Annotated in this window: 28 protein-coding genes; 19 read left to right on the top strand and 9 right to left on the bottom strand. The window is 47.5% G+C overall.

Annotated features, from left to right (window positions below; translation table 11 throughout):
* Positions 1-112: 112 nt before the first annotated feature.
* On the top strand, positions 113-1084 hold the full coding sequence (locus tag AC3WT9_RS07255) for an alpha/beta fold hydrolase (protein ID WP_341092751.1): 972 nt from the start codon (positions 113-115) through the stop codon (positions 1082-1084).
* Positions 1085-1158: 74 nt separating this feature from the next.
* Here the strand turns inward: AC3WT9_RS07255 and AC3WT9_RS07250 are convergent, their stop codons facing one another.
* Positions 1159-1530 carry a hypothetical protein gene (locus tag AC3WT9_RS07250; protein WP_341092752.1) on the bottom strand — a complete coding sequence of 124 codons (372 nt, stop codon included), beginning with the start codon at positions 1528-1530 and terminating at the stop codon, positions 1159-1161.
* Positions 1531-1826: 296 nt separating this feature from the next.
* On the opposite strand from AC3WT9_RS07250, the gene AC3WT9_RS07245 reads away from it, so the two are divergent.
* Genes AC3WT9_RS07245 through AC3WT9_RS07225 form a run of 5 tightly spaced genes read left to right on the top strand, consistent with a single transcriptional unit; the run spans position 1827 to position 5351 of the window.
* Positions 1827-2798: an ABC transporter ATP-binding protein gene (locus tag AC3WT9_RS07245; RefSeq protein WP_341092754.1), complete on the top strand. Its 972-nt coding sequence runs from the start codon at positions 1827-1829 to the stop codon at positions 2796-2798.
* Positions 2791-3537 (top strand): ABC transporter permease, encoded by a 747-nt coding sequence (locus AC3WT9_RS07240; RefSeq protein WP_341092756.1) that lies wholly within the window; start codon positions 2791-2793, stop codon positions 3535-3537. The genes AC3WT9_RS07245 and AC3WT9_RS07240 overlap by 8 nt, the downstream gene beginning before the upstream one ends.
* Complete coding sequence (locus tag AC3WT9_RS07235; RefSeq protein ID WP_341092758.1) at positions 3537-3911, top strand: GntR family transcriptional regulator; 375 nt, start codon at positions 3537-3539, stop codon at positions 3909-3911. Before AC3WT9_RS07240 ends, AC3WT9_RS07235 begins: the two co-directional genes overlap by 1 nt.
* 13 nt (positions 3912-3924) lie before the next feature.
* On the top strand, positions 3925-4626 hold the full coding sequence (locus AC3WT9_RS07230) for an ABC transporter ATP-binding protein (RefSeq protein WP_341092759.1): 702 nt from the start codon (positions 3925-3927) through the stop codon (positions 4624-4626).
* On the top strand, positions 4620-5351 hold the full coding sequence (locus AC3WT9_RS07225) for a hypothetical protein (protein WP_341378424.1): 732 nt from the start codon (positions 4620-4622) through the stop codon (positions 5349-5351). Before AC3WT9_RS07230 ends, AC3WT9_RS07225 begins: the two co-directional genes overlap by 7 nt.
* A gap of 143 nt (positions 5352-5494) precedes the next feature.
* Here AC3WT9_RS07225 and AC3WT9_RS07220 read toward each other — a convergent pair whose 3' ends face one another.
* Positions 5495-5878 carry a PilZ domain-containing protein gene (locus AC3WT9_RS07220; protein WP_341092762.1) on the bottom strand — a complete coding sequence of 128 codons (384 nt, stop codon included), beginning with the start codon at positions 5876-5878 and terminating at the stop codon, positions 5495-5497.
* Between the two features lie 127 nt (positions 5879-6005).
* On the opposite strand from AC3WT9_RS07220, the gene AC3WT9_RS07215 reads away from it, so the two are divergent.
* The 8 genes from AC3WT9_RS07215 to cysK all read left to right on the top strand — a co-directional run bounded on the left by AC3WT9_RS07215 (position 6006) and on the right by cysK (position 12211).
* Positions 6006-6611 (top strand): pentapeptide repeat-containing protein, encoded by a 606-nt coding sequence (locus tag AC3WT9_RS07215; protein WP_341092764.1) that lies wholly within the window; start codon positions 6006-6008, stop codon positions 6609-6611.
* A gap of 157 nt (positions 6612-6768) precedes the next feature.
* Positions 6769-8400, top strand: coding sequence for a sensor domain-containing diguanylate cyclase (locus AC3WT9_RS07210; protein WP_492407523.1), 1632 nt, complete (start codon positions 6769-6771; stop codon positions 8398-8400).
* A 572-nt stretch (positions 8401-8972) separates the two neighbouring features.
* Positions 8973-9422, top strand: coding sequence for a hypothetical protein (locus tag AC3WT9_RS07205; protein ID WP_341092767.1), 450 nt, complete (start codon positions 8973-8975; stop codon positions 9420-9422).
* A gap of 5 nt (positions 9423-9427) precedes the next feature.
* Positions 9428-9706 (top strand): holin, encoded by a 279-nt coding sequence (locus AC3WT9_RS07200; protein WP_341097655.1) that lies wholly within the window; start codon positions 9428-9430, stop codon positions 9704-9706.
* A 136-nt stretch (positions 9707-9842) separates the two neighbouring features.
* The gene (locus tag AC3WT9_RS07195; protein ID WP_341092769.1) at positions 9843-10265 is read left to right on the top strand and encodes a hypothetical protein; all 423 of its coding nucleotides are present in this window, start codon (positions 9843-9845) and stop codon (positions 10263-10265) included.
* 228 nt (positions 10266-10493) lie between these two features.
* Positions 10494-10628, top strand: coding sequence for a YjcZ family sporulation protein (locus AC3WT9_RS07190; protein WP_341092770.1), 135 nt, complete (start codon positions 10494-10496; stop codon positions 10626-10628).
* A 127-nt stretch (positions 10629-10755) separates the two neighbouring features.
* Positions 10756-11208: a GNAT family N-acetyltransferase gene (locus AC3WT9_RS07185; protein WP_341092771.1), complete on the top strand. Its 453-nt coding sequence runs from the start codon at positions 10756-10758 to the stop codon at positions 11206-11208.
* Between the two features lie 64 nt (positions 11209-11272).
* On the top strand, positions 11273-12211 hold the full coding sequence (gene cysK, locus AC3WT9_RS07180; RefSeq protein ID WP_341092772.1) for a cysteine synthase A: 939 nt from the start codon (positions 11273-11275) through the stop codon (positions 12209-12211).
* A 650-nt stretch (positions 12212-12861) separates the two neighbouring features.
* Here the strand turns inward: cysK and AC3WT9_RS07175 are convergent.
* The 5 genes from AC3WT9_RS07175 to AC3WT9_RS07155 form a co-directional block, all read right to left on the bottom strand.
* Positions 12862-13011, bottom strand: coding sequence for a hypothetical protein (locus tag AC3WT9_RS07175; protein WP_341378426.1), 150 nt, complete (start codon positions 13009-13011; stop codon positions 12862-12864).
* Between the two features lie 112 nt (positions 13012-13123).
* The gene (locus tag AC3WT9_RS07170; protein ID WP_341092775.1) at positions 13124-13519 is read right to left on the bottom strand and encodes a VOC family protein; all 396 of its coding nucleotides are present in this window, start codon (positions 13517-13519) and stop codon (positions 13124-13126) included.
* Positions 13520-14776: 1257 nt separating this feature from the next.
* On the bottom strand, positions 14777-15658 hold the full coding sequence (locus AC3WT9_RS07165) for a glycosyltransferase family 2 protein (RefSeq protein ID WP_341092777.1): 882 nt from the start codon (positions 15656-15658) through the stop codon (positions 14777-14779).
* A 107-nt stretch (positions 15659-15765) separates the two neighbouring features.
* Entirely contained in the window at positions 15766-16629 is an 864-nt protein-coding gene (locus AC3WT9_RS07160; protein ID WP_341092779.1) for an ATP-dependent DNA ligase, read from the bottom strand.
* Positions 16630-16697: 68 nt separating this feature from the next.
* Positions 16698-16913, bottom strand: coding sequence for a galactose oxidase (locus AC3WT9_RS07155; RefSeq protein ID WP_341097656.1), 216 nt, complete (start codon positions 16911-16913; stop codon positions 16698-16700).
* Between the two features lie 333 nt (positions 16914-17246).
* Between AC3WT9_RS07155 and AC3WT9_RS07150 the strand changes: the two genes are divergently transcribed.
* From AC3WT9_RS07150 to coaD, 4 genes are all read left to right on the top strand, one after another.
* The gene (locus AC3WT9_RS07150) at positions 17247-17645 is read left to right on the top strand and encodes a YhjD family protein (RefSeq protein ID WP_341092780.1); all 399 of its coding nucleotides are present in this window, start codon (positions 17247-17249) and stop codon (positions 17643-17645) included.
* Positions 17646-17903: 258 nt separating this feature from the next.
* Entirely contained in the window at positions 17904-18035 is a 132-nt protein-coding gene (locus AC3WT9_RS07145) for a hypothetical protein (RefSeq protein WP_341092781.1), read from the top strand.
* 130 nt (positions 18036-18165) lie between these two features.
* The gene (gene rsmD / locus AC3WT9_RS07140) at positions 18166-18774 is read left to right on the top strand and encodes a 16S rRNA (guanine(966)-N(2))-methyltransferase RsmD (RefSeq protein ID WP_341378427.1); all 609 of its coding nucleotides are present in this window, start codon (positions 18166-18168) and stop codon (positions 18772-18774) included.
* On the top strand, positions 18758-19276 hold the full coding sequence (gene coaD, locus AC3WT9_RS07135; RefSeq protein ID WP_144024236.1) for a pantetheine-phosphate adenylyltransferase: 519 nt from the start codon (positions 18758-18760) through the stop codon (positions 19274-19276). Before rsmD ends, coaD begins: the two co-directional genes overlap by 17 nt.
* Here the strand turns inward: coaD and AC3WT9_RS07130 are convergent.
* Positions 19248-20477: a nucleoside recognition domain-containing protein gene (locus AC3WT9_RS07130; RefSeq protein WP_341092783.1), complete on the bottom strand. Its 1230-nt coding sequence runs from the start codon at positions 20475-20477 to the stop codon at positions 19248-19250. The two genes, coaD and AC3WT9_RS07130, sit on opposite strands and share 29 nt — an antisense overlap.
* Positions 20478-20631: 154 nt before the next feature.
* Here AC3WT9_RS07130 and AC3WT9_RS07125 point away from each other — a divergent pair, with 154 nt between their 5' ends.
* A complete protein-coding gene (locus tag AC3WT9_RS07125) occupies positions 20632-21669 on the top strand; it encodes a SepM family pheromone-processing serine protease (RefSeq protein ID WP_341378428.1) in 1038 nt (345 codons plus the stop codon).
* Here AC3WT9_RS07125 and AC3WT9_RS07120 read toward each other — a convergent pair.
* Positions 21659-22897: a nucleotidyltransferase gene (locus AC3WT9_RS07120; RefSeq protein ID WP_341378429.1), complete on the bottom strand. Its 1239-nt coding sequence runs from the start codon at positions 22895-22897 to the stop codon at positions 21659-21661. The two genes, AC3WT9_RS07125 and AC3WT9_RS07120, sit on opposite strands and share 11 nt — an antisense overlap.
* Positions 22898-22958 lie beyond the last annotated feature (61 nt).

Genomic DNA, 22958 nt, shown 5'->3' with positions numbered 1-22958 from the left:
TGGGATGCCATCAAAAAATTACGAATATCGCTCAAGGCTTAGGAGTGAGAAACGTCTGAATATATCGTTGTCGAGGAGAAGAGCAGCTTCTAACATGGAGTTGGAGGAGTGTATGTTAAAAAGAAGAGGTGTGAAAATTACACTCTGCCTGCTGGTTGCACTGATTGTATTGGCCGGGTTAGGAGCCGCATATCAATGGTATGGTTCCACACAGGACAGGAAGAATTATTCACCCGCCGGAGGTCTATATCAGGTAAAAGGAGGTAAAATGCACCTATATACTGAGGGTGCGGGATCAACGACTGTGGTGTTTGCAGCCGGGTGGGGAACAGCAAATCCTTACGCCGATTTTTCTCCATTGTACGAGGGGCTGAGGCAGCATGCGAAAATTGCGGTCTATGACCGCTTTGGTTACGGATATAGTGACTTAACCGGCAGAAAGCGGGATATTGACTCCATCACCGACGAAGTTCACGAGCTGCTGCAAGTTTCCGGTCAGAAGCCGCCTTATCTTTTTGTTGGCCATTCGCTAGGCGCGCTGGAAACCATCCGTTATGCCCAGCGGTACCCTGAAGAAGTGAAGGGGATTCTGCTGATTGACGGGGGAAGTCCTGAATACTATGAGTCTAGTCCGGAGCTTAAACTTGTGTCCGGAATATACAAGGGGCTTCGGGCGACCGGTATATTACGGGCATTATATCATGTGAATGGATTCGCAGAATGGGTAGCGAGTGACAGCAATGGGGATAAGCTGCTGCCCGGGAAGCTAAAGGAAATAAACCGCAAGGCGGTACTGCTGCTGGCGGGCAACCGGAATATGACCGATGAAATTCGCCAGAGTCAAGAGAATGCCCGCGTTGTGCTGGCTGGCAGCAAACCGCTTCCGGTTCCCGTCACTGTCTTAACTGCAGACTATTTCGGCAAGCTTGACGATGATGCCGCCTGGATGGACAGCCAAGCTGTTCTTCCTGCATGGTCCGTTAAGGGCAAACAAATCATCGTGCCTGACAGCTCCCATTATATTCACAGCTATCAGCCTCAGCGGGTGGTTGAAGAGCTGCTGCAGTTAGTTGAAGGGGAATAGCTGATTCATGTAAAAGAGGGTACACCTTAGGCCGGGGTGTACCCTCTTTTTGATATAACGGCAGCCCATAAACTCTAGATCAGACGATATCCGGAAGGCAGCTCTCCGCTGTCGCGGATATTGCGGATTTGCGCTAACGTCAGCCTTTGATTGGTGGAGATGATTGATTCCACGTCGTTGCCGTTGATGTAATCATCCAGATCACGGATACTGTGATTTCCACGCAGTACACGGAAAATGCCTCTGAAGCGGGTTCTGCTGAACAATACAAGCGTAGCATTGCTGCTGGTGGAGAAGAAGCGCAGGCTTTCGATCCCGTCGAGAATGTTGTCTGTATTACGGATCCCGAGATTGCCGGTATAAATTCTGCTCCGTCCTCTGTAGTTCTCCTCCGAGTATACAGTGAGCCGCGGGTAAGTCTGCGAAATATGAACCTCTCGTTTCATTTTCATTCCTCCTAAAAGTTTTGTGAGCATTGCTTCCAGAATCTTCAGCGTACAAAACTGATTTCGGAAGCATGGGTTTAAGCTCTGTGAAATCAGCGTGTGTTGAAGCTCATTCCACTACTATTCTATGTTTGCTTGAGAGGAAGTCTTGGACGAGGGGCTATAGGGCCGCCTTTTAATGGAACCCAATTCCTAAAAAATGGCTTTACATCACAGTGATACTAGTGTACTATGTAACTAACACACCGATACAGTATTTCTTTCTCCAATATTTTCACTTTTTCAGGGAGGTTGCTATGAAACAGTCAATGAATACACAGGGACTTACAACACAAGGGAAAGATTCCATTGTGCTGCAGATGAATCAGGTGAGTAAGGTTATCAAGGGAAAGGCGATAGTAGATCAGCTGTCTTTTGACATCCGCAAAGGAGAAATTGTCGGGCTGCTCGGACCTAACGGTGCCGGAAAGACAACGACGATCCGCATGATGACCGGCTTGATCAAGATGAGCGAAGGGGATGTGCTGGTTCAAGGACATAGCATCCGTAATGATTTCAACCGGGCAATAGCCCATATCGGAGCGATTATTGAGAACCCTGAGTTTTACCCGCATATGACCGGGCTGGATAATTTGAAGCAGTATGTACGGATGAGTGATGATGTTCCGGAATCGCGGATTGAAGAGGTTGTGCAGTTGGTTGGACTGCAGGAAGCGATGAGCAAGAGGGTAAAAGCCTATTCGCTTGGGATGCGGCAGCGGCTAGGTATTGCCCAGGCACTGCTCCATTCGCCGAAGCTGCTGATTCTGGATGAGCCGACGAATGGTCTGGACCCTGCGGGAATACGCGAAATGCGTGATTATATGCGGACAATCGCTGAAGTTGAAGGGATATCCATTCTCATTTCCAGCCACATGCTGGCGGAGATTGAACAAATCTGCCATCGGGCCGTTGTCATTCAGAACGGGAAGCTGGTGACAGTAACCAGGCTGGGTGCAAGGGATGAGACGGAAGGAGAAGTGTCACTCACTGTTCGGGTAGGCGGGATGGAAGCCGCACAACGAGTTATACAAGAGATGCAGGGAGTGGGGCTGGGCAGCGTGGATGAGGCCCGTTCTGAACTAAACATACGGCTGCAGGACATCAGGGTGCCTGAGCTTGTTGAGGCATTGGGAAGAGCCAATGTTGGCGTGTACCGGATTACGGAGAACAAACAAAGCCTTGAGGAAGATTTCTTGAAATGGACGGGGGGCAACCGCATTGCGTAAATTTAATTATCTGGTGCTGAATGAGTGGCTGAAGCTGTCGAAGAAACGTTCTTTTTTCGTGCCGCATGTACTGCTCATTCTGCTGCCGCTTCTGTTAGGCTACATGATCAAAGCTTTTTCCGAAGCTTCATTCGCCTCTGCTTCCGAGTTTACGGCGGTGATGCTGCAGCCAACCGGAATAGGCCAGGTCGTCGCAATACTTGCCATCATTGGAACAGCAGGGATTGTATCCAAGGAGTATAGTCAAGGAACGATCAAGTTTCTGCTTATCCGCGCACGCAGCCGTATGGCTATTCTAGCCTCCAAGTATGTAACGGTGCTGCTGTTCGCGCTGAGTCTGACTGCAGTTGCCGCCGTGGCTGTCTATCTCTCGGGTGTCATTTGGTTTGACGTTGGCGGGGGAGAGTCGGGAATAAGAGATATACTACTTTCGCTGCTGTACGGCTGCGTGTACACGGTCGTATATGTAACGCTGGCGTTTATGATCGGGGTGCTGACGACCTCCACGGGAGTGACCATCGGGATTACGATGTTTGCACTGACCTTGGATAAAGTAGTAATTTACCGTGATTTTTACAAATACTTTCTGTTTCCGAATATAAATCTTAGTGTCTACCACAACAACGCAGCGCCGTTGCCGGGAATGACTCTTGGCTTTTCCATTGTTATGCTGGCGGTCTATCTAATTGCGTTCCTGCTGGCGGGGTTTGTGGTGTTCAGACGAAGGGACGTTGCTTGATGACCATTGAATTTGACAACAACCAGCCCATATATATTCAGATTATGAATTATATCAAAGGCGAGATTATCACAGGCAAGCTGAAACCCGGCGATAAAATCCCCTCGGTGCGGGAACTGGCCGCAGAATTGCAGATAAATCCAAACACGGTGCAAAGAACCTTTCAAGAATTGGAGCGTGAAGAGATTGTGGAAACACGGCGGGGAATGGGCAGATATGTTACGGGGAGGGAAGAGACCATTATGACCATAAAAAAAGAGATGGCCCAGGACGTCTTGGACCGTTTTATCCGCGGCATGGAGGAGCTGGGTTTCCAGGGGGAAGAGATCTTGACGGTCGTGGCGGAGAATATTGCGCAAAGGAATAGTAAATAGGGGGATTGCCAGGGTGGACAGTATACTTCAAGTACATCAGGTTACTAAAAAATACGGCTCGAAACAGGCGCTGCGCGGGGTTTCTTTTGAACTCGGTGCAGGAAGAATCACCGGACTGCTCGGCAGCAACGGCAGCGGGAAAAGCACACTCATGAAGCTGATTGCCGGGCTGGCACAGCCAACCTCAGGCAGTATGTCTGTGCTCGGTGTTCCGGTAGGGGAACAGAGCAAAGCATTGGTTTCGTTTATGCCGGACCGGCCCCTGACAGATCCTTGGATGAGTGTGGGAGATGCAATAAAATTCCAGCGCGACTTCTATCCGGATTTTGACCCGGTCAAAGCCAAACGTATGCTGGAGTTTATGAAGCTTAGTGAACGGGATAAGGTGCAGACGCTCTCCAAAGGGATGAACGAACGGCTGCAGCTGACCATGGTCCTCTCGCGGCGGGCGAGTTTATACATGCTGGATGAACCTATTGGCGGAGTGGACCCTGTGGCGCGGACGAAAATTCTCAATGCGCTGATGGAATTTTACGAGGAAGACAGCAGCATTTTGCTCTCGACGCATCTGGTCACAGACATCGAACGGATCTTTGACGAAGTTATTTTTATAAAAGAAGGAGAAATCGTCCTGCAAAGTGATGTGGAGGAGTTAAGGCTGCAACGGGGAAAAAGCATTGACGAGTTGTTCAGAGAGGTGTATGCGGAATGCTGAAGCTGATAAAATACGATTTTAGACGGAGCCGTGACCGGATTCTTGCGTACTTTGTAATCGCAGTTCTGGTGCATGCCGCCACATGGTATTGGAACAGAAACATGGGGGTTCAATTGGTAGCAATCAATCTGACCACCTATGTCGTAGTGGGAATCAGCCTCCTGCTCACTAGCGCGATTACCTATGGCCGCAATTTGAAATCCTATCACCGCCGGCTTCTGCCAGTGAGTTCCCTGTATACTATCTTGTCACCGCTGCTGCTTCTCTGGGCGCTGCTATTATCCGTTGTTATCATCGCAACCCTGCATCTTGGGATCTATATTCTCGTATATTCGGCGGATTTCCTCCCGGGAAATTTCTGGCCGGTATTCCTAAACTGCATGCTGCAGCTTATCTGGTTCTCCGGTTTAACGCTGATCTCCATTATGTTTGCCATCACGTTGGCCAATAGTCTGCGGGTCAAGGGCAAGATATGGATTATTATTGCTGTATTGGTGGTATTCCAGAATGGGCTATCTTATCTTGAACAGCTATTGTTTAAAAGCTCCCTCGCGAGTGTGGAGAGCATGTTCGAGTTTGATATTCTTGAAATGGACTCGGTTCGCAGCGGGATTACATTCTCCTATCCACATCTTAATTACTGGCCGATGTTATTTGAAGCGGTAATTGCAGTTATTCTAATCTATGCGATGAATGTGCTGCTGAAGAAAAGGGTTGAGGCTTAAAGCGCCACTCCATTTGTGAGGGAGGCAGAGGATACTAACTTATCATGCTGCATTTGGCTGAACAAAAGCAGGGCTATTAGCCCTGCTTTTCGTGTTTGCACACCAAAAGACGTCCTTGAAAGAGGACATTCGGTTGTGCCGTATTATCCATTTTGCTGGGCGCTGCGCGTGTTAGTCCAGCTTTCCAGCTCCCGGAGGAGTTGCTCTTCTTCATCCTCCTGCAAATCCAGTCTTACCCCATATTGATATTGGCCAAGTCCGAACATCCAGCCCCAGCGTACACTTCCTACGAACTGAAGTTTGTCTTCTGCCAGCTGAAAGTGGATAATTATCTTCGTATCGCCTGCAGTGAAGCGGAGATTCAGCGAAGTCCGGATTTTGCACCCTGAATGGCTAAGGTCAAGCAGTACGCCCTCCGTAAGCTTGCCTGCCCCGGGACCGTTGTTACCAGCAGGAAGTTCAAGCCAGCATTCGATGGGCTGGTTCATTACATATCGGAACGGTTCTTTTCTGCTGGAGTCGTCCATTGTTCACCTCCGCTAGTTTATTTGCTATTATAACGAAATGGTATCATTTGAACAATCTCCTAAAGTGCTATTTTTAAAAAAGAAAAGTTTTACTTATTTGTTGAAACGAGAGAGGAGCAGATACCCCGTGTATCAATATGACAATGAAAATTTTACCGGGCATAATTTTGATTACGCCGAATTGCGTGATGGAGAACTGAACAGCTGTACCTTTGATAGGTGTTCTTTCAAGGGAGCTTCTATGGAAGAAATGACTTCCAGCGGCTGCCGTTTTGTGGATTGTGATTTTACCGGCGCTTTGCTGAATGCCTCGCTCCATAAAGGAGCGGCGTTCACCAATTGCAAGTTCTCGGGAGCAAATCTGTTTGTGTCTAAATTCGAGGATTGCAAAATGGTCGGCTCCGATTTCTCCAATGCATATATGGACGGCATTACGCTGATCAGCGGGGATTGGTCTTACACCAATTTGCGGCATATTAACCTCAGCAGGCAGGACCTGCGCGGCATCCGGTTTGCTGAGGCGGACATGCTTGGCTGCAATTTGCAAAAAAGCGATCTGCGCGGTGCAGATTTAAGCCGGGTACAGCTGGCCCAGTGCAAGCTTGCGGGAGCGGATCTAAGGGATGCTAAACTCGAAGGGATTGATCTGAAAAGCCTGGACTTAAAGGGAGTTAGGCTCGATGTGGAGCAGGCGGTGCTGCTGGCACGCTCGCTGGGGGCTAAAGTCGGCTGATATTGGATACGCGAACAGCTCCACTCTGTAAGATAAGGGCGGAGCTGTTTCTCTGTCTACTACGCTGCTTTTAAGATTGAAGATTTATAATTTCTGCGGCTTTATCCGATAAAAAAATTAACGACACTATTCTGCGAAAGATATGGGGAGAATGTGCATGACGTTTAACCTGCGGACTTTTTTTGCCAGTGCCTTTGCGGTAATTATTATCTTGCTGACTGCACTGCTTATTTATGTAATCGGGAATCAAGCTACGAAATCTGTGGAGGTAAGTATCGGGGGATCGCTTGCTGCAGAGGCATATCAGATGTCGGAGAAGCTGGATCATTTCATGTGGTCGCGTTCCGGGGAAGTGGAAGTGCTGAGCAAGCTTAACGCTTTCCAGAAGCCGCTGGACACTCAAGAAATCAGCGGATTGCTGAATCAATTGAAGAGCAGTTTGCCGGTGTTCACCTGGGTCGGTTACCTTGACCCGAAGGGAACTGTGCTATCCGCAACGGACAACATTCTCCTTGGAAAGGATATCAGCCAAAGACCCGTATTTCAGGAAGGCCGGAAGGGTTTGTTCACGGGTGATGTGCATGATGCCGTGTTATTGGCAAAGCTCTTGCCTAATCCAACCGGAGAAGCCTTGCAATTCGTGGACGTGAGTGTCCCGGTCTACGACAAGTTAGGAATGCTTAATGGTGTACTGGCAGCACATTTGAGCTGGGAGTGGTCGCGTGAGGTAGAGAATTCTATTCTAGACCCGCTCAAAGAACGGATGAAAGATGTGGAAATCTTCGTAGTCAGCCAGAAGGATGATACTATACTGCTTGGGCCTTCTGGGCTGGCGGGAAAGAAAATGCCGAATGAAACGCTGCAGAAAGCCCGGAACGGCGGGAATTCATGGATCGTGGACAGCGGCAGCGGAAAAGATGCTTATCTGACCGGATACGCTTACGGGGACGGTTATTTGAATTATCCGGGTTTGGGCTGGTCAGTTCTGGTTCGTCAGCCAACAGATGTTGCTTTCGCAACGGTACACCAGCTCGAAAGATTTATCATATTAAGTGGATTGGCAGCTGCCGTGATTTTCGGAATTCTGGGCTGGCTGCTTGCCGGGTGGATTGCCCGTCCCTTGAGTCAAATTGCCAAAACGGCAGATTTGCTCAGCTCGGGTGCCAATGTGGAAATCCCCGCCTTGTCCCGCTTTAAGGATGTGGCCATCTTGTCAACCTCACTGCGGAATCTGGTCAGCAATCTGACCAAAACAGAGAATAAGCTAAGCTATATGTCGGATATGGCTCTGCACGATGTGCTAACAGGGCTGCCGAACCGTGCCGGATTGAACGAATTTTTGGTTCACGCGGTGAACAAGGCCAAATTGAACCGGACAACCCTCAGTTTTCTATACATGGATCTGGACGGATTCAAAAAAGTGAATGATACTTTCGGCCATGCTACCGGAGATGTTCTACTCCAGCAGGTGGCTGTGCGGCTGCGGGAGTGCACCCGTGACAATGAAATCGTTGCCCGTCTGGGCGGAGATGAATTTGTGATCATTCTGAATACTTCTGCAAGCAAACCCATGCAGGAATCGGAGGTTGTTGCAGCGCGCATCATCAGCAAAGTCAATCTGCCGGTCGTCATTGGAGGCGATACCATACAGGTCGGATGCAGTGTCGGAGCAGCCGTATGGACTCCAGAATGTCTGGACACGGCCGAAACTCTGCGGCTGGCAGACGAGGCTTTATATATTTCTAAACGCAGCGGCAAAAATCGGATTACATTTGAAGCCGCTTGCTAATAGGCGCTGTACGCCCAAAAAACCTTTCTGTGTAGATATAGCGGTTAACCTGCCGCTGTATCCTAAGAAAGGTTTTTTTTGTGTTGCTATTCAAATGAGATTCTTAGTTGTAAGTAAAACCCTCAGCGCAATTTTTTTCGGGGGGAAGCCCACCATTTGATCCAAAGGCTCCCTTCATCATCATGAAATAATTTAATGCCAAACCATCTAAGGGGTGTCCACAACTCTTTAAAATAATATGATGGCATAGTCCAATAGACCCTCCTTAATAGTTAATTTTCACTATATACTACCCCAATTTTTAGTAACTAACAATAGCTTTTCTATCAATTTCAGGTAAAGTTTTGGTAAAATCAGGGCCGTTTATCTTTAAACTGGTTACTCTATGTATGGTGTAGGATCAACAATTGATAATTCATTACCCCTTTATTCATATAGCTAAACAGCTATCCTGAATTCATAGGAATAAGCACAAGCTATTTGGCAGAATGCGCATTTAATATAAGGAGAGGAAGTGATGAGAGGACGGAGACCGGATTCATTTCCAGAATTATACCCTAGCAACCGAAGATATGAAGCGCAGCCATATTGCGGCAGCGGGATATGCGACTGATCCCAAGTATGCGGCAAAGCTGTTTCAGATAATGAATACCTATAACTTGTACGCATATGATGAAATTAAGGAGGAGGATGAGATGTCGGCGGAAGATAAGCAAAAGCTTGCAAGTCTGGAAAAAGAGCTGAAAGAGCTGCGGATTTTGTTGTCCGATCTTACTGCCAGCAGAGATATGCTGAAGACAGATGTACAGGAGCAGGGGCGGGCGATCACAGGTGTGATTGACCGCCTTTCCCTAATCGAAGGCCAGATGGTGATGAATGTACCGGCATGTGCAGTGCCGGCTTTCAGTGCTGCAGTGACGGCGGGGCTGTTGGATACGCCCACCGGAGGCAGCTTGGATTTCTACCGGGTTCTAACAGTACTGCATCCGGCGGGTTTGCTGTTATCCTTGAAGGAGGGATGAACATCATGTATAACGATGCGCTTAACAATGTGCTTGCTTTCGCATCGGTATTAGCCGTGTTTGTAATGGCTCTTGTTCAGCTTGTGAAGAATAGCGTGAAGCTTCCGCGCAACCTTGTACCGGCGGTTGGCCTGGCAATAGGATTATTAGTCGGGGCCATTGCCTATCCTTTTACAGATATGAATCTGGTGCTGCGTCTGTGGGCAGGCGGACTGGCAGGATTGTCTGCCACGGGCCTGTTTGAACTGGCTTTTAACAAAAGAGATGGAACAACTAAAGATTAATATCTTTGCCTGACGATTCTTCCGAATCTATTTAAGATTTACTATTAATTATTGAACCTAATGGTGATAAGTACAAGCAATCGGTAAGCTCTCTTAATATGATGTGGTATGCAAGAAAGGAAAGGGGGTGCTCATCATGGGAACTTATCTTGATGCTCGAACCTCGCAGAATGCGAGCATAGCGAACTCAATTGCGATTCCGATTTTGTTGCTGAATACTCCGCAGCTGTTCGGACAAATTGGCTTAGTCACCGAAGGTGCAACAACGAATCCGCGAGTATTGTTAAAAGGAACCATCTCTTTGACGCTTCCGCTGGCGCTTGCTGGTATTACAATTACAATAGTGAGAGGAACACTTAGTACCGATCCGGTTGTATATTCTGCTACCTCTACGTTTAGCCTTAGCGTCTTGGCGCCACAAGTCATCACGTTTTCAGCTGCAGACTTTAACCCGCCGATTACTCCTCAATTGACGTACACTGCTTTCGTTAGTTCCAACCTGCTCGGCACGATTCGTGTCGGTCCGGAGAGTTTTGACGGCATTCTGGTCTCCGATTAATTTAAGGTTACTGTGTCTTGTCATGCCTGTAATATTGGGCATGACAAGATGTAGATTTTGTTTGAAGTGCATATCAAAAGAACCGGTGGGAGCCACACCATATATGGATGAAGCTATGCCTCAACATTATTTTTTGTTATGGCCTAAATTTAGACCGTTTCGCCCAATCTGTTAAGCCAGTCAATACATATTCTACCTTGTAGTAATCATTATGAAGGAGGTAATCTCATGGGTGCAGATTGCGGATACGGTGGTAATGTTGGTGGCGTTCAACATTGTCCGGTAAGTCCTTTTACATCAACAGGTGCAATTCTTGTTCTTTATATCCTGTTGGTCATTATTTTGAGTGCCTGTTTCATCTAAGCTGGATAGCACATCGGCGTGTTCCCGGGCTTTTTGCCGGGGACGCGCTTTTTTCTGGTCTAGTCCGATTTACATAAAGCACCAAAACATTTATATTTGAGGATAATGGCGAAACAAGGAGATCATTATGGATTTCAGGAAAATAAAAAACGGTGAAAGTCTGCCGCTGGAGCTGCTGCTGTCAGCTGATCCTTCTCTGCCGAAAGTGGAGGATTATGTAAAAAGAGGTGTTTGTTATCTCGCAGTTAACAAAGAGGACGTTGTGGGAGTGTATGTGCTGCTGCCGACAAGACCTGTTACGGTTGAACTGGTAAATATTGCGGTTGCTGAAGAGCAGCAGGGCAGAGGAATAGGTAAACAAATGGTGATGCACGCCATACAGACTGCCAGACGGGACGGGTACAGTGTGATGGAAGTGGGCACCGGTAATTCAAGTATAGGGCAGCTTGCGCTGTACCAGAAATGCGGCTTCAGAATAGTAGCCGTGGATATGGATTTTTTTACAAAACATTATCCTGAAGAGATCTATGAGAATGGCATACAGTGCAGAGATATGCTACGGTTATCCCGAGATGTATGATGGGGATGTGAGATGCCCATTCTTGTACAATTCGCTGTATCATTAATTTATTGGAGGAATTGTTGTGACAACTATTTATAAGAATCTAACCGATCTGATTGGCAATACACCCCTGCTGGAGCTGGCAAATTACAGCAGTTCCCATGGGGTTGAAGCTAAGCTTATCGGGAAACTGGAGTACTTTAACCCCGCTGGTAGTGTAAAGGACCGTATCGGCTTTGCAATGATCAAAGATGCTGAAACCAGAGGGCTGATCCAAAAGGATTCGGTATTAATTGAACCTACCAGCGGCAACACTGGGATTGGTCTGGCTTTTGCGGCTGCTGCACTTGGTTACAGGCTGATGATCGTGCTGCCTGAATCGTTCAGCGTGGAACGCCGCAAACTGCTGAAGGCACTTGGAGCTGAGCTTATTTTGACCCCGGCGGCTGATGGGATGTTAGGCGCGGTTACCAAGGCGGAAGAGCTGGCTGCAACAATCCCGAATTCTTTCATTCCGCAGCAGTTCAGCAATCCGGCCAATCCACAAATTCACCGCGACACAACTGCAGAAGAAATTTGGAAGGATACCGGCGGGGAAGTGGACATTTTTGTGGCTGGGGTAGGTACTGGGGGAACCATTTCTGGTGTCGGAGCAGTATTAAAAGCAAGAAAACCGGGCGTGCAAGTAATTGCTGTTGAGCCGGCAGATTCGCCGGTCCTTTCTGGTGGTAAGCCAAAAGGGCATCAGATCCAGGGCATTGGAGCCAATTTTGTGCCCGATAATTTTGACCAAGACGTGGTGGACGAAATTTTTCAGGTTAAGAACGAGGAGGCATACGAAACGGCGCGCAGTCTGGCCAGAACAGAAGGCCTTCTTGTAGGGATTTCCTCCGGAGCAGCTGTTTATGCCGCATCGCAAATAGCTAAACGCCCCGGGAATCAAGGGAAGAACATTGTTATTATCCTGCCGGATACGGGAGAACGCTACTTGTCCACACCACTTTTTGATGGCGAGGAATAAATTCTTCTGCAGGACGTAACTCGGACGACCCAATTTTCCCAAGTAGAACAAAAATCGAGGCCCTATATCCAGGGCCTTTACATATAACAACGATAAAAGAGCTGGATAGAATATAAGAATCAAAGCCGTACAAACAAAAAAATATCTGGACAACTATTAATTTATTCTTTTTTATCTTTAACAAAAAACAGGAAGTGCTAACAAGTGTAGATAAGCCAAATAGAATAATCGATGGTCAAAAGTTGGAGTCAAAAGGTATGAAAAACAATCCGGCTATAGCAAGACCATATTGTAATCGAGTAAGATAAATTCTGGTTTGTTCATAAATATCCCTCCTAACTTTAATTAATACGATTATAGAGAGATACACAAATGGCGGTGGTTACAGCTACAGTTATTTTAAGGGGTTGTTGGAGCCCACAATGCCCTGTTTGTCGCCGCCGCAGTCACTATAGTGCCTGCTGGCTGCTCTAGAAAAGGCACAACAACAGGAGGGGGAATGGATCGGTATTGGCAAACGGCTATCAAAATTAGTACGGAGTTGCGACTGAATTTAGTAGTAATAGATTATTATACTTCGCTGCATGCTTCTGCTCATCGAGGTTAATTCAATACAAAGCATCCTTATAAACGCCGTATGGAAGGCCGAATCATATCTTTCGATATTTTTCAACAGCAGACAATTCACCTTGGAAGGCTTTTTGCAACCCGGCAATATACAAATTAACATGTTCAGGAACTTCGCTGCTAACTCCTGTCATTTCATGTCCTGTTAATTCCCAGTACATTTGTCGGAACATTTGATTATGCCCTCGTTCATCATTCCGGAAAGTTTATCATTTCGCTCCCCTTGGGCTGAATTCCTCATTTGTGTTGTTGAACTAACGTTTCACGTTAGCTTAGATTGTTTTTTTAAAAGATTAACTGACAATCCTTATGCTCCCATACATCAAATAAGTTTCCATCTAGGTCCTCAAAAACAAAAAACTTGCCGTAAATGCCTTCATTGCTAATAGGTCTAGTCGTAACCTCCTCAGATGTTAGTTTCATGTGTAATGATTCAATGTCATCTGTAAAAAATGTTACAACCCACCGTGACCGTCCGTTTACTTCAAAAACTGCTCTTGTATCATTATCAGATTCAATTAAATCAATTATTGGACGGTTATCCCTAAATAAACTTATATAATTCCCTCTATCGTTTCTGATGTTAAAACCAAAGTGTCTGACAAACCACTCTGCAGATTTTTTTGCATTTTTAACCGGAATTACATTGTAGGCGATTCCTAAGATTCTCCCATTTACCATACTATTCAGCCCCTGTCATAAATTTATCTCTAAAATTATTTCAAGGTGGCTACCATATTATCCTGCCCGCTAGCTTAAAGAAGCTTTTTCATGGAGAGACATAGTGATTGTTGCGCAGTGCGAAAACACTGGCGGTAGACTCATATAGCGAAGAAAGGGATGAATGAAATGACCCAAAACACATGGGGATTACAATTCGTGAAAATCGATACTGAAGAAAATGAATTTAAAACATTACTGGCTTTGAACAATGGTTCCGAAGCCAAGGCTCGGAAAGGTATTTAACCAGATCAAAGCGGAGCTTGCAGAGAACCAGGGAGAGCCTGATTGAGTAGTTGATTTGCTTGATGAAGATGATAGCATTGTGGATGATTTTGCGATTACCTCCGACCAAGCTAAAAACAATAGCGTCATTGCTCCGACATTCAGTTATTGCGTAGAACGAGAGTACCGGAGAGTAGACGCATTTAGCGAATCAATATAATCAAGTTGTCCTGTTTTTCAAGAATGAATAAATCACATAACTAGCTGTACAGGCAATGAGGTACGAAACGTAGGTAAAGCCTATGTTCCAGTCATTTTGATAAACAACTTTCCCTGTAAAAACAAGAGCGCTTTCAAGGACAGTTTTTACGAATGTTACTACAGGGATAACAATCCAGGCTCTTCCAACTTTATTTGTCAAGTGTAGCGTGAAGACAGAAAACACTGCGAAAATCCCGAAATTGTAAGGAATAAAGGATATAGTGCTGTAATCTTTAGGTGTAACGTACCACCAATTCATATGGAATCCAACATCATTGAAGAGGAAGGCGAGTAGTGCACCAATTATGCTAGCTTGTATTACAAAAGGCTGATTCCTTTTAAGCAAATGTAGCCCAAACAACCAAGGAAGAATGAATCCCAAAAGTATATTTAATAACACCAAAATCACCTCAGATTAATTATTGCCACAAGTTGCAGTGTATAGGCATAATTTAGCTTTTTTAAGCAAAGAGGAGACTAGGGTAGGGGAGGAAGCCCAATGACACAAAGGGACTGGCAAAAGGAAGTTGCGACAAACGGGCCATTTGATGGATTATGGCGGCATCGTTGAGGGATACTCACCAGAGTCTGTTAAAATTGCCGGAGCTTACTTCGTTAGGGAACGATTTGAATTTAGAGCATACATAAAATAACCCGCCGGGCCGGCGGGATTTTCTTTTTTGCCATCACCTTTTTTGAAGGCATCAACTATTTGACGAAGTTGGCAACATATTAGTATGGAACTCCTGATATCAATCTGGATAGAGCCATTCTGAATATATCGTGGTCGAATACTTGGTATTGTCGATTTTGATCAAGCAGCCAATTCGCAAAACCTGCGGCTGTTCGATAGTTAGCGAAATCTTCAGAATTAACCCCATATTCAGCTAATTTAATCATTATTGCGTATTCCTCATCAGATAATTGAATGCCTAGTTGAGAAAGTTGTCTCTGACGGATTCTTCGTGCAGAATCATCTTGTATTACCCGGTGTTTATTGGACACTTGTCCTTCATGAGGCCGATAGTACATTAAATTGTGAGGGAGATTTGCGAATTTCACGCTTGAGGAAAGCCTGTTCCACAATTCGTAATCCTCTGCATGAGGGTAATTATAATCATAACGAATCCCGAGTTGATCTATAGAACTTCGGCGCATCATAACAGAAGGATGTAGAATGCAACTGTAAAATAAAAGCCAGACCTTAATTTCTTCGTGATGCATAGGATTTAACTTGACGGGCCCGAGGTAGTTCGTTGTATATCCTGTTCCGCAAATATCTATGGTGGGATTAGTGTCCATAAAATAAGCCTGCACTTCCAAGCGATTTAGTGCGGCAATGTCATCACTGTCCATACGGGCGATGTACTCACCTTGGGCCAGATCGAGTCCTTGATTCAGCGAAGTGACAATCCCCATATTTTCACTATGAAATATCTTTTTTACTCTAGTGTCCATTATTTCATGTATAATTCCCGCTGATCCATCTGTCGATCCGTCATCGATTATTATCAATTCTAGGTCGTTTAGCGTTTGCAATAAGATTGTGGTAACTGCTTCTTGTAAATACATAGCGCTATTGTAGACAGGCATAATTACAGATATCCTTGGCACCCAGCATTCCTCCTAGTTTCGGTGTGTCTTATCATCACGTTATGATGAAACAAACTAATAAGCGACAGGAGGAAAGAAAAAAGGGCTTAAGGTCAGTGTGTCTTTGCTTATATGATAAACTCCGTAAATACTGGACTTCGCAACATTCCTGATTTGGTCCAGTTCCTCATTCTAACTTTTGCCCGCAGTCGCGGTTCCAGATGAATAAACTCTTTGTCTTCGCCTTTCACAAGCTGCTGGGCTACTCCACGAAATGCTTGCTTGTGAAGCGGGGATGCTCCGAACTCAATAATCCCCGCCGGGCGCAGTTTACCGGACGTGCCGGACGGGACCGCAGCAAGCCAGCCAAACTCCTGTTTGCGGTAGCCAGTGATATAAACCTCTGCATAGGTCCAGTTAATGACCTTCTGCCATGCGTGGGATCGGCGTCCAGCCTCATAGGTGCTGTTCTTTCGCTTGCCCACCACACCCTCCATACCTCGTGCCTTGATCTCCTTAAACAGAGCCTCGCCAGCACCGTTTATATGCGGCACAACGCCGTAACTCCCAGAGGGGAGGGATAAGCTTGTTAGTATCTCCTTGCGGTGCAGCAGCGGTAGTCCGCGCAGATCCTTACCTTTGTATTGCAGGATATCAAAGATAGCGTAATAAGCCGGAAGCGTGGCCGTGAGTTGCTGAATCTTGTCTGCCCGCCGTGACTGAAATCGACTCATGACGGACTCAAAATCAGATACGCCGGTTGCCGGATCTATGCAGGCGACTTCACCGTCTAAGATTATATCGTCATCAAACGGAAGCTGCAGTTCCGGGTACTGCCGGGTGCAGTCGTTATCATGTCTAGTGTATAGCCGTACTTTGTCGCCTTGTTGGGAATAGATCAGCCGATGCCCGTCTATCTTTGGTTCGAATATATATTCACTGTGGCTAAAAGGACCAGCAGCAGTTTGTAATAACATAGGGGAAATAAACATAAAAAACCTCCTCTATCCAATTATAGCGCTTGGCTATAAGGGAAAGAGGAGGTAAGTGATGGTAAGGATTATTCTGATGCTGTATATTCACTTACTTCATAGGTAAGTATTTTATCAAATACGACATAATCTTTACGCTTTTTGAAGGGGCCTTTGTTGTTGGTATGTTTATCAATTGCATACATCCCAGGGCCTCTACCTGCATCACGGGCATCATACCAGGTTAAGAATGCATCTACTTCAGCGATCGGGAGATCGTATTCCTTTTCTACTCCATTTGTCATCGTAATCACCAGTATAGCTCGATCACCTGGTTGTTCTGGTGTCGGAGTTGGCGCTGGCGTAGTACTAGAATTGTTTACACATCTAGTGATGGCTATTCCTATCTTAATTATAGTTCAATTTTCGTTGACTTGGATAAATGTACTGAAAAAACAAGAGCAAAGAGACTAAAGGCGATCTATAACTCTGCGTACTCCACGTAATTTGGTCCTGTTACCTATTCTGGAGTATCGATTGAGTTTCAAAAGCCCGTCAATCTAAAACTTGTCGGCGGGCTTTTTTTGTGGATAAAAGAACGTGTGTTCGCATAAAATAAGCTCATGGAGGCGATAGTTATGGGCGTGAACACTGGCGAAAAGATGCTCACGAATGAAGAGAGGGAAATGGTTCGGGACTTAATATTGCTCCCTTACATAGATACGATGGTCAGCAAGAGCATGAAAGAAATTCAACACTCGGGTAACATCCTTAGCCGATCATACCTATTGGCTGGCCGCTATGTTCAGAAGCGAGTTGTGCAGGATGTCTACCGACTGAGGCAAGAACTTAAACGCCGGAACATCAAAGTGATCGAGGATACCCAGGATGATTTCATTACATATAGTATGATCTACTTTCGCGGCTATCAAGAGCGTTTTGGCATGACTCGTGACGTAATGCGTACTGAGATCAGCTTAAGGCTCACTCGATACACAGCTGATCTCGGCGATGTCTTAAAAGAGCAGATGATATGAGCAAAAAGCCCCTACTGGCCGTAATGGCCAGCAGGGGTTTATTTATTGACCGAAAGGTGGCGTAATATCGGATTCAATTATAGAAGAAAACAGTATGATACAAAATGCCACCTCATTACAGAGAGATTAATGATATGCCACCTTTTTTGCCACCTTTAAGTATTTTTGAGGGTGGTATTTCTCATGATATTCAATTAAATCGCGTAGGTATGGGGTTCATAAAACAAAAATCGAGGCTCCCTTTCGGGAGCCTCTTTCATGGGAGAGGAGAAACCGGACGAAGAGCTTATGGGGAAACGTAAGCCTGCTCCGCGGTTGTCTACGACATTTTGTGATGTCGATAGTTACATGATGTCCCGGTTGCTCCAGTCTTATACCTGTGTACGTTAAAAAAATCTGCCGGCCTCATGTGACAACGGTAGACAATCTTTTTATTTCAATAGACAATTGTGGTACTATAGGCTTGGACTTGTGCCTCAATCGGCATAATAAATAGAGACATAGAGCAGGTGGATAATCGGTGAGAGTTGTATCGGGAAGTGCAAAGGGGAGGCCCCTGAAGAGTGTTCCGGGCAGCGGAACGCGGCCTACAACCGACAAGGTAAAAGAAGCGTTGTTCAGTATGATCGGTCCTTATTTCGAGGGTGGAGCAGCGCTTGATTTGTTTGCAGGTACTGGCGGTCTAGGTATTGAAGCCTTGAGCAGAGGGATGGACAGTGCGGTATTTGTGGATATGGAGCAGAAAAGCATCGACACAGTGCGTGCCAATCTGAAGGCGGCTAAGCTGGAAGCGCAAGCTGAGGTTTACCGCAATGATGCCGGCAGAGCCCTTAGCGCGCTGGAGAAGCGGGGACGTTCGTTTGATCTTGTGTTCCTGGACCCGCCGTACAGGCTGAAGTATGGGGATGAGCTGATGATGGCGATGGTGCAAAAAGGTCTGCTCAGATCAGACGCGGTCATCGTGCTGGAGCATGAATCAAGCTATGCCTATCCGGAGGATATTCCGGGGTTCTATAGAACCAGACAGGCCGTATACGGCGAGACGACAATTTCAATTTATCAGTATGAATCCGCTCTGCGTGAAGAGGCTGTGAGTGGTAAGGAGGGGAATGATGAGTCTGCAAATTAGAAAAGAACGTGTTGCCATTTATCCCGGGAGCTTTGATCCGGTTACGATGGGACATATGGATATTATCCGGCGTGCAGCCAAACAATTCGACAGACTGATTGTTACCGTGCTTAACAACCTAAGTAAGAATCCGATGTTTTCGGTAGAAGAGCGTACGGAGCTGCTGCGGCAGGCCACTGCGGATATTCCGAATGTGGAGGTTGACAGTTTCCGCGATCTGCTGGTAAATTATCTTCGCCAAAAGGATGCTCAGGTCATTGTCCGCGGCATCCGCACGGTTACCGACTTTGAATATGAATTGCAGAATGCATCCATTAATCATAATTTGGACCCTGAAGCGGAAACGATCTTTATGATGACCAATCCGAAATATTCCTACCTTAGCTCAAGTGTGGTCAAGGAAATCGCCCACTTTGGCGGGAATGTGTCGGATTTTGTGACCCCTGAGGTAGAACAGGCAATGAAGCTTAAATTCAGCCGTTTAGACGGCGGAGCCAAGTAACAGCAGATACAGCGGCAGACAGAGCGATGATCATCATCAGCAGCAGCGATTGCAGGCCAAGCAGCTGGGGGACAACGCTCCATACGTTCAATGCTCCCAGTGTTGCGGTCGATTCGGCAACCTCGGGAACCGCCACTGCCGGCAGTACGGTTTCACGGAGATTCATCAGCGGGTTCCATAATAATAGGGTAAAAGCAAAGGCAAATACTCCATGCAGCAAGCGGACGGCGGCATAAGGCAGGAAAGAGATTTTCGCCCTTTTTAGCAAGGTAAGTGCTTGGAGCTGGCCGCAAATTCCGCTCCAGCCGAGAGCGGCTGATAGCAGGGCCAGGCCTGTGATCCCCATGGAACTAAAGTCGTGAGGTGCTGTCAGTTCTGAGGTCAGAGCATTTGCTCCGAGATGAATCTCCAGAAAACTTGCCGCCAAAGCAGGAGGCAGCTGCGGTATTAGAGAAATAGCAATATTTATGACAACAGCAAACATAATCATGTACCCGCCGATGACCATCAGGTTCTGAACGGCAGTTGAGACGGATTCCCCGAGCAGCCTGCCAAATCCGCGGCCATCTCTTGCCCGGGCTTCTGATACAGCCTGATGAATCCGTCTGGGCAATGAAGCCGTTTTGCGCTGTGATGGAACTACCGTCGGAGCTTCGGTTTTCGGCTGACCTGTGAGCAGGGTCGCGGTTACGCCTGCGGCAAGTCCCGAAATCCAGTGGATGGCCAGCAGGGTATATCCGGCGGCAGGACTGTGCAGAAAAGCAACGCCGACTACAATGAGCAGTGTAACCGGACTGGCGAAGTGGGCGATGGAAGCCAGGCGTCCGGCCTCCTTGTCCGTAATGCTGCCCTGCTTATGCAGCAATTGCACACCGCCTGCTCCAGCCGGGAAACCGGCGGTCATTCCGAGTGCGAGTGTCCAGCCTCCGGACCCCGGAAGGCGGAAAATCCTGGTCATCACCGGCTCCAGCAGTACTCCGAGTCCATGCACGAATCCCGTGGCTGTGAGCATTTCTGATAACATCAGAAAGGGTAGAAGCGCCGGGAAGACAAGTGTCCACCAGAGCTTCAGACCCTGAAGGGAAGCCTGGAAGGAGGACTCCGGCGATAAGATAATCGCAATGGCGAGCACAATGGCAACGGCCCCGGACAGAAAGGGAACCGAGGCTGAAGTGAACCGGCGTATTTTAAAGTTATTCATTATGAGCATCACCTCTTCATAACTTAGGACATGGGCTGAGACTGTTATCAATTTATGCAGGGCAGACAACCATCATGCCACAGCGGAGAGGATACAGCTCCGAAGTTTATTTGGAGACATAAGCATAGAGCCGCGGGGAAAGAAGGGAATTGCATTGAGGCAACTGAAACGCCGGGTAGGCGTTCGCGCCATAGCCTACTTGTTTACTTTTGTGGTTATACTCTATGTGGCAGTATTTATGAATACTCCATATCTCGTGTATCAGCCGGGCAGTGCCTCAGAGGTGGCGCCGATGATCAAGGTGGAGAATGCTGATCCGCAGGAGCAGGGCACATTCATGATGACGACCGTATCTGCGAGCTACGCCAATGTTGCCCTATTAGTGGCTTCTGCGTTTAATTCCAATGCGGAAGTCGTATTGAAAGAGGCAAGGCTAGGGGATAAGAGTGAGCAGGAATATGCGGCTGAGCAGGTATATTATATGAGCAGCTCCCAGTCTTCTTCCGTTCAGGCGGCCTATCATGCTGCGGGCATTCCTTATGAGGATGTTGTAGACTATCTGTATGTATTCTCGATTCCGGAGGAAAGCAGCCAGGAGCAATTTCAAATAGGCGACAAAATCATCCGTGTTCAGGGGCAATCTGTGCCTGATCCCACTGCGCTCTCTAAACTGCTCTCCTCAAGCAAGGTTGGCGATCAGGTAGAAGTCGTGCTGCAGCGGGACGGTAAGGAAGTCAAGGAACAGGTAACACTGGTGGAGGTTAAAGACAAGGAGACTGCAGCGGGCCGTCCTGGATTTGGGGTTGTGATTGGCGCGGTGCAGAAGGTACAGCCGAAGGAAGCAGGAAAAGCGGTCAGCTTTGTGGATACCAGTGTTGGAGGACCCTCGGCAGGCCTTATGTTTACGATGGAAATTTATAACCAGCTTACCAAAGGCGATTTAACCAAAGGTTATCGGGTAGCGGGAACAGGAACTATTGACGCTGAAGGCAAGGTAGGAGCCATTGGCGGAGTGAAGCATAAGATTGTTGCTGCAGACCGGGAGGATGCGGAGATTTTTTTCGTGCCGGTTAAGAATTATGATGAAGCCAAAGCCAGAGCGGATAAAATAGGCACATCTATGAAGCTGGTGCCTGTATCCACTCTGGATGAGGCACTGAAATATATGGAAGAGCTGCCGGTCAAACCCTAACCGGCGGCAGTAAGAAATCGCTGTACAAATCAGCACGCTGAGGATTGGTGAAAGCTCCGGCATACGCGGCGGAGGCTTGGAGATCGCGTTCAAGCATGGGGTGTGAGAAATGGGCAGGACTCAGGACAACGGGAAGTGAGGCACTTCTCTTCATGTTCTTGAGCAGCTTTCTGCCGCTCTCGCTGAACCCCAGAACCCGAATGTAACCGGGGCCTTGGGCCAGACGGGAAGGGGGCGTTTCCTCCCTGCTGTGATTCAGCAGGGCATGCAGCAGCAATCTCTGCAGCCGTGTATGCGTGTAGCGTCTGCTCTTTAATAGTTGTAGCAGTGCGCTGACCGAGAATTGTTCAAGCTGCGGCATGACTCTCAGCAGCCGGTTCTCAAGCCCTTCATTCATATCCTGCAGGGACCTCAGCTCTGCGGCAGTATGCGTAGTCAGCACATGACGGAGCTGGATGCGGAAGTCTTCCAGGTTCAAAGGACCTCTGCCGGCTGCATGCTCTCTTTCCAGGATGGACACGCTATATTCTGGCATGAATTCTGCAGGTGAGCCGCCTTCATTAAGAAGCTGGCGGATCGCTGTGGCGCTGGCAATCGAAGACCCCGCCTGCAGCGGGTCATGGAAGCCTGCGCCAGTGCGCGGCACAGTAAGAGGTCTGATGACACTGCCGAGACGCCGCAGGGCGATCAGGTAATGCAGGCCGAGACTGTTGTTTGGCTGCCGCAGCAGTTCTTCGGCATCGAAGGGTTTCTCCTCTCCAAGGAGAGACCCTTCCCAGACTGCCGCCGCTGCTGCGCTATATGCGGCGGGGAAACTCGTGCCTAGCGCCATGAGGCGGCGGATCTCGCTCTGAAGCTCGCTGCTTTCTTCGGCCAGAAATCCGGCCAGCGGCAGCAGCTCACCCAAAGTGCCGGCTTCGGAGCCGAAGCACAGGCTGTCCACGACCCCGGTCGCTTCCAGCAGGGATACAGCTCCGAAGGCGAACCACTCTGCCGGTTGAAGCGCATAAGCGACCGGCAGTTCAATCACGAGATCGGCGCCCATATGCAGCGCCATCTCCGTACGGGCCCGTTTACTGACCGCAGCCGGCTCGCCGCGCTGGGTGAACGGGCCGCTCATGACGACGATTACGCTGTCCGCGCCGGAGATTTTTTTGGCTTCGTTGAAATGATGGACATGCCCGTTATGTAAAGGGTTGTATTCTGCAATTATGCCGACGGTTGTCAAAGCTGCTTCACTCCGTATTCTGAGAAATATGGTGATTTAATAGTTATATCATAATTGTCCC

It is taken from the genome of Paenibacillus sp. EB106-06-01-XG199, from assembly GCF_058791575.1.
The sequence above is the reverse complement of the archived record's forward strand: the minus strand, read 5'-3'. Positions and strand labels throughout refer to the sequence as shown.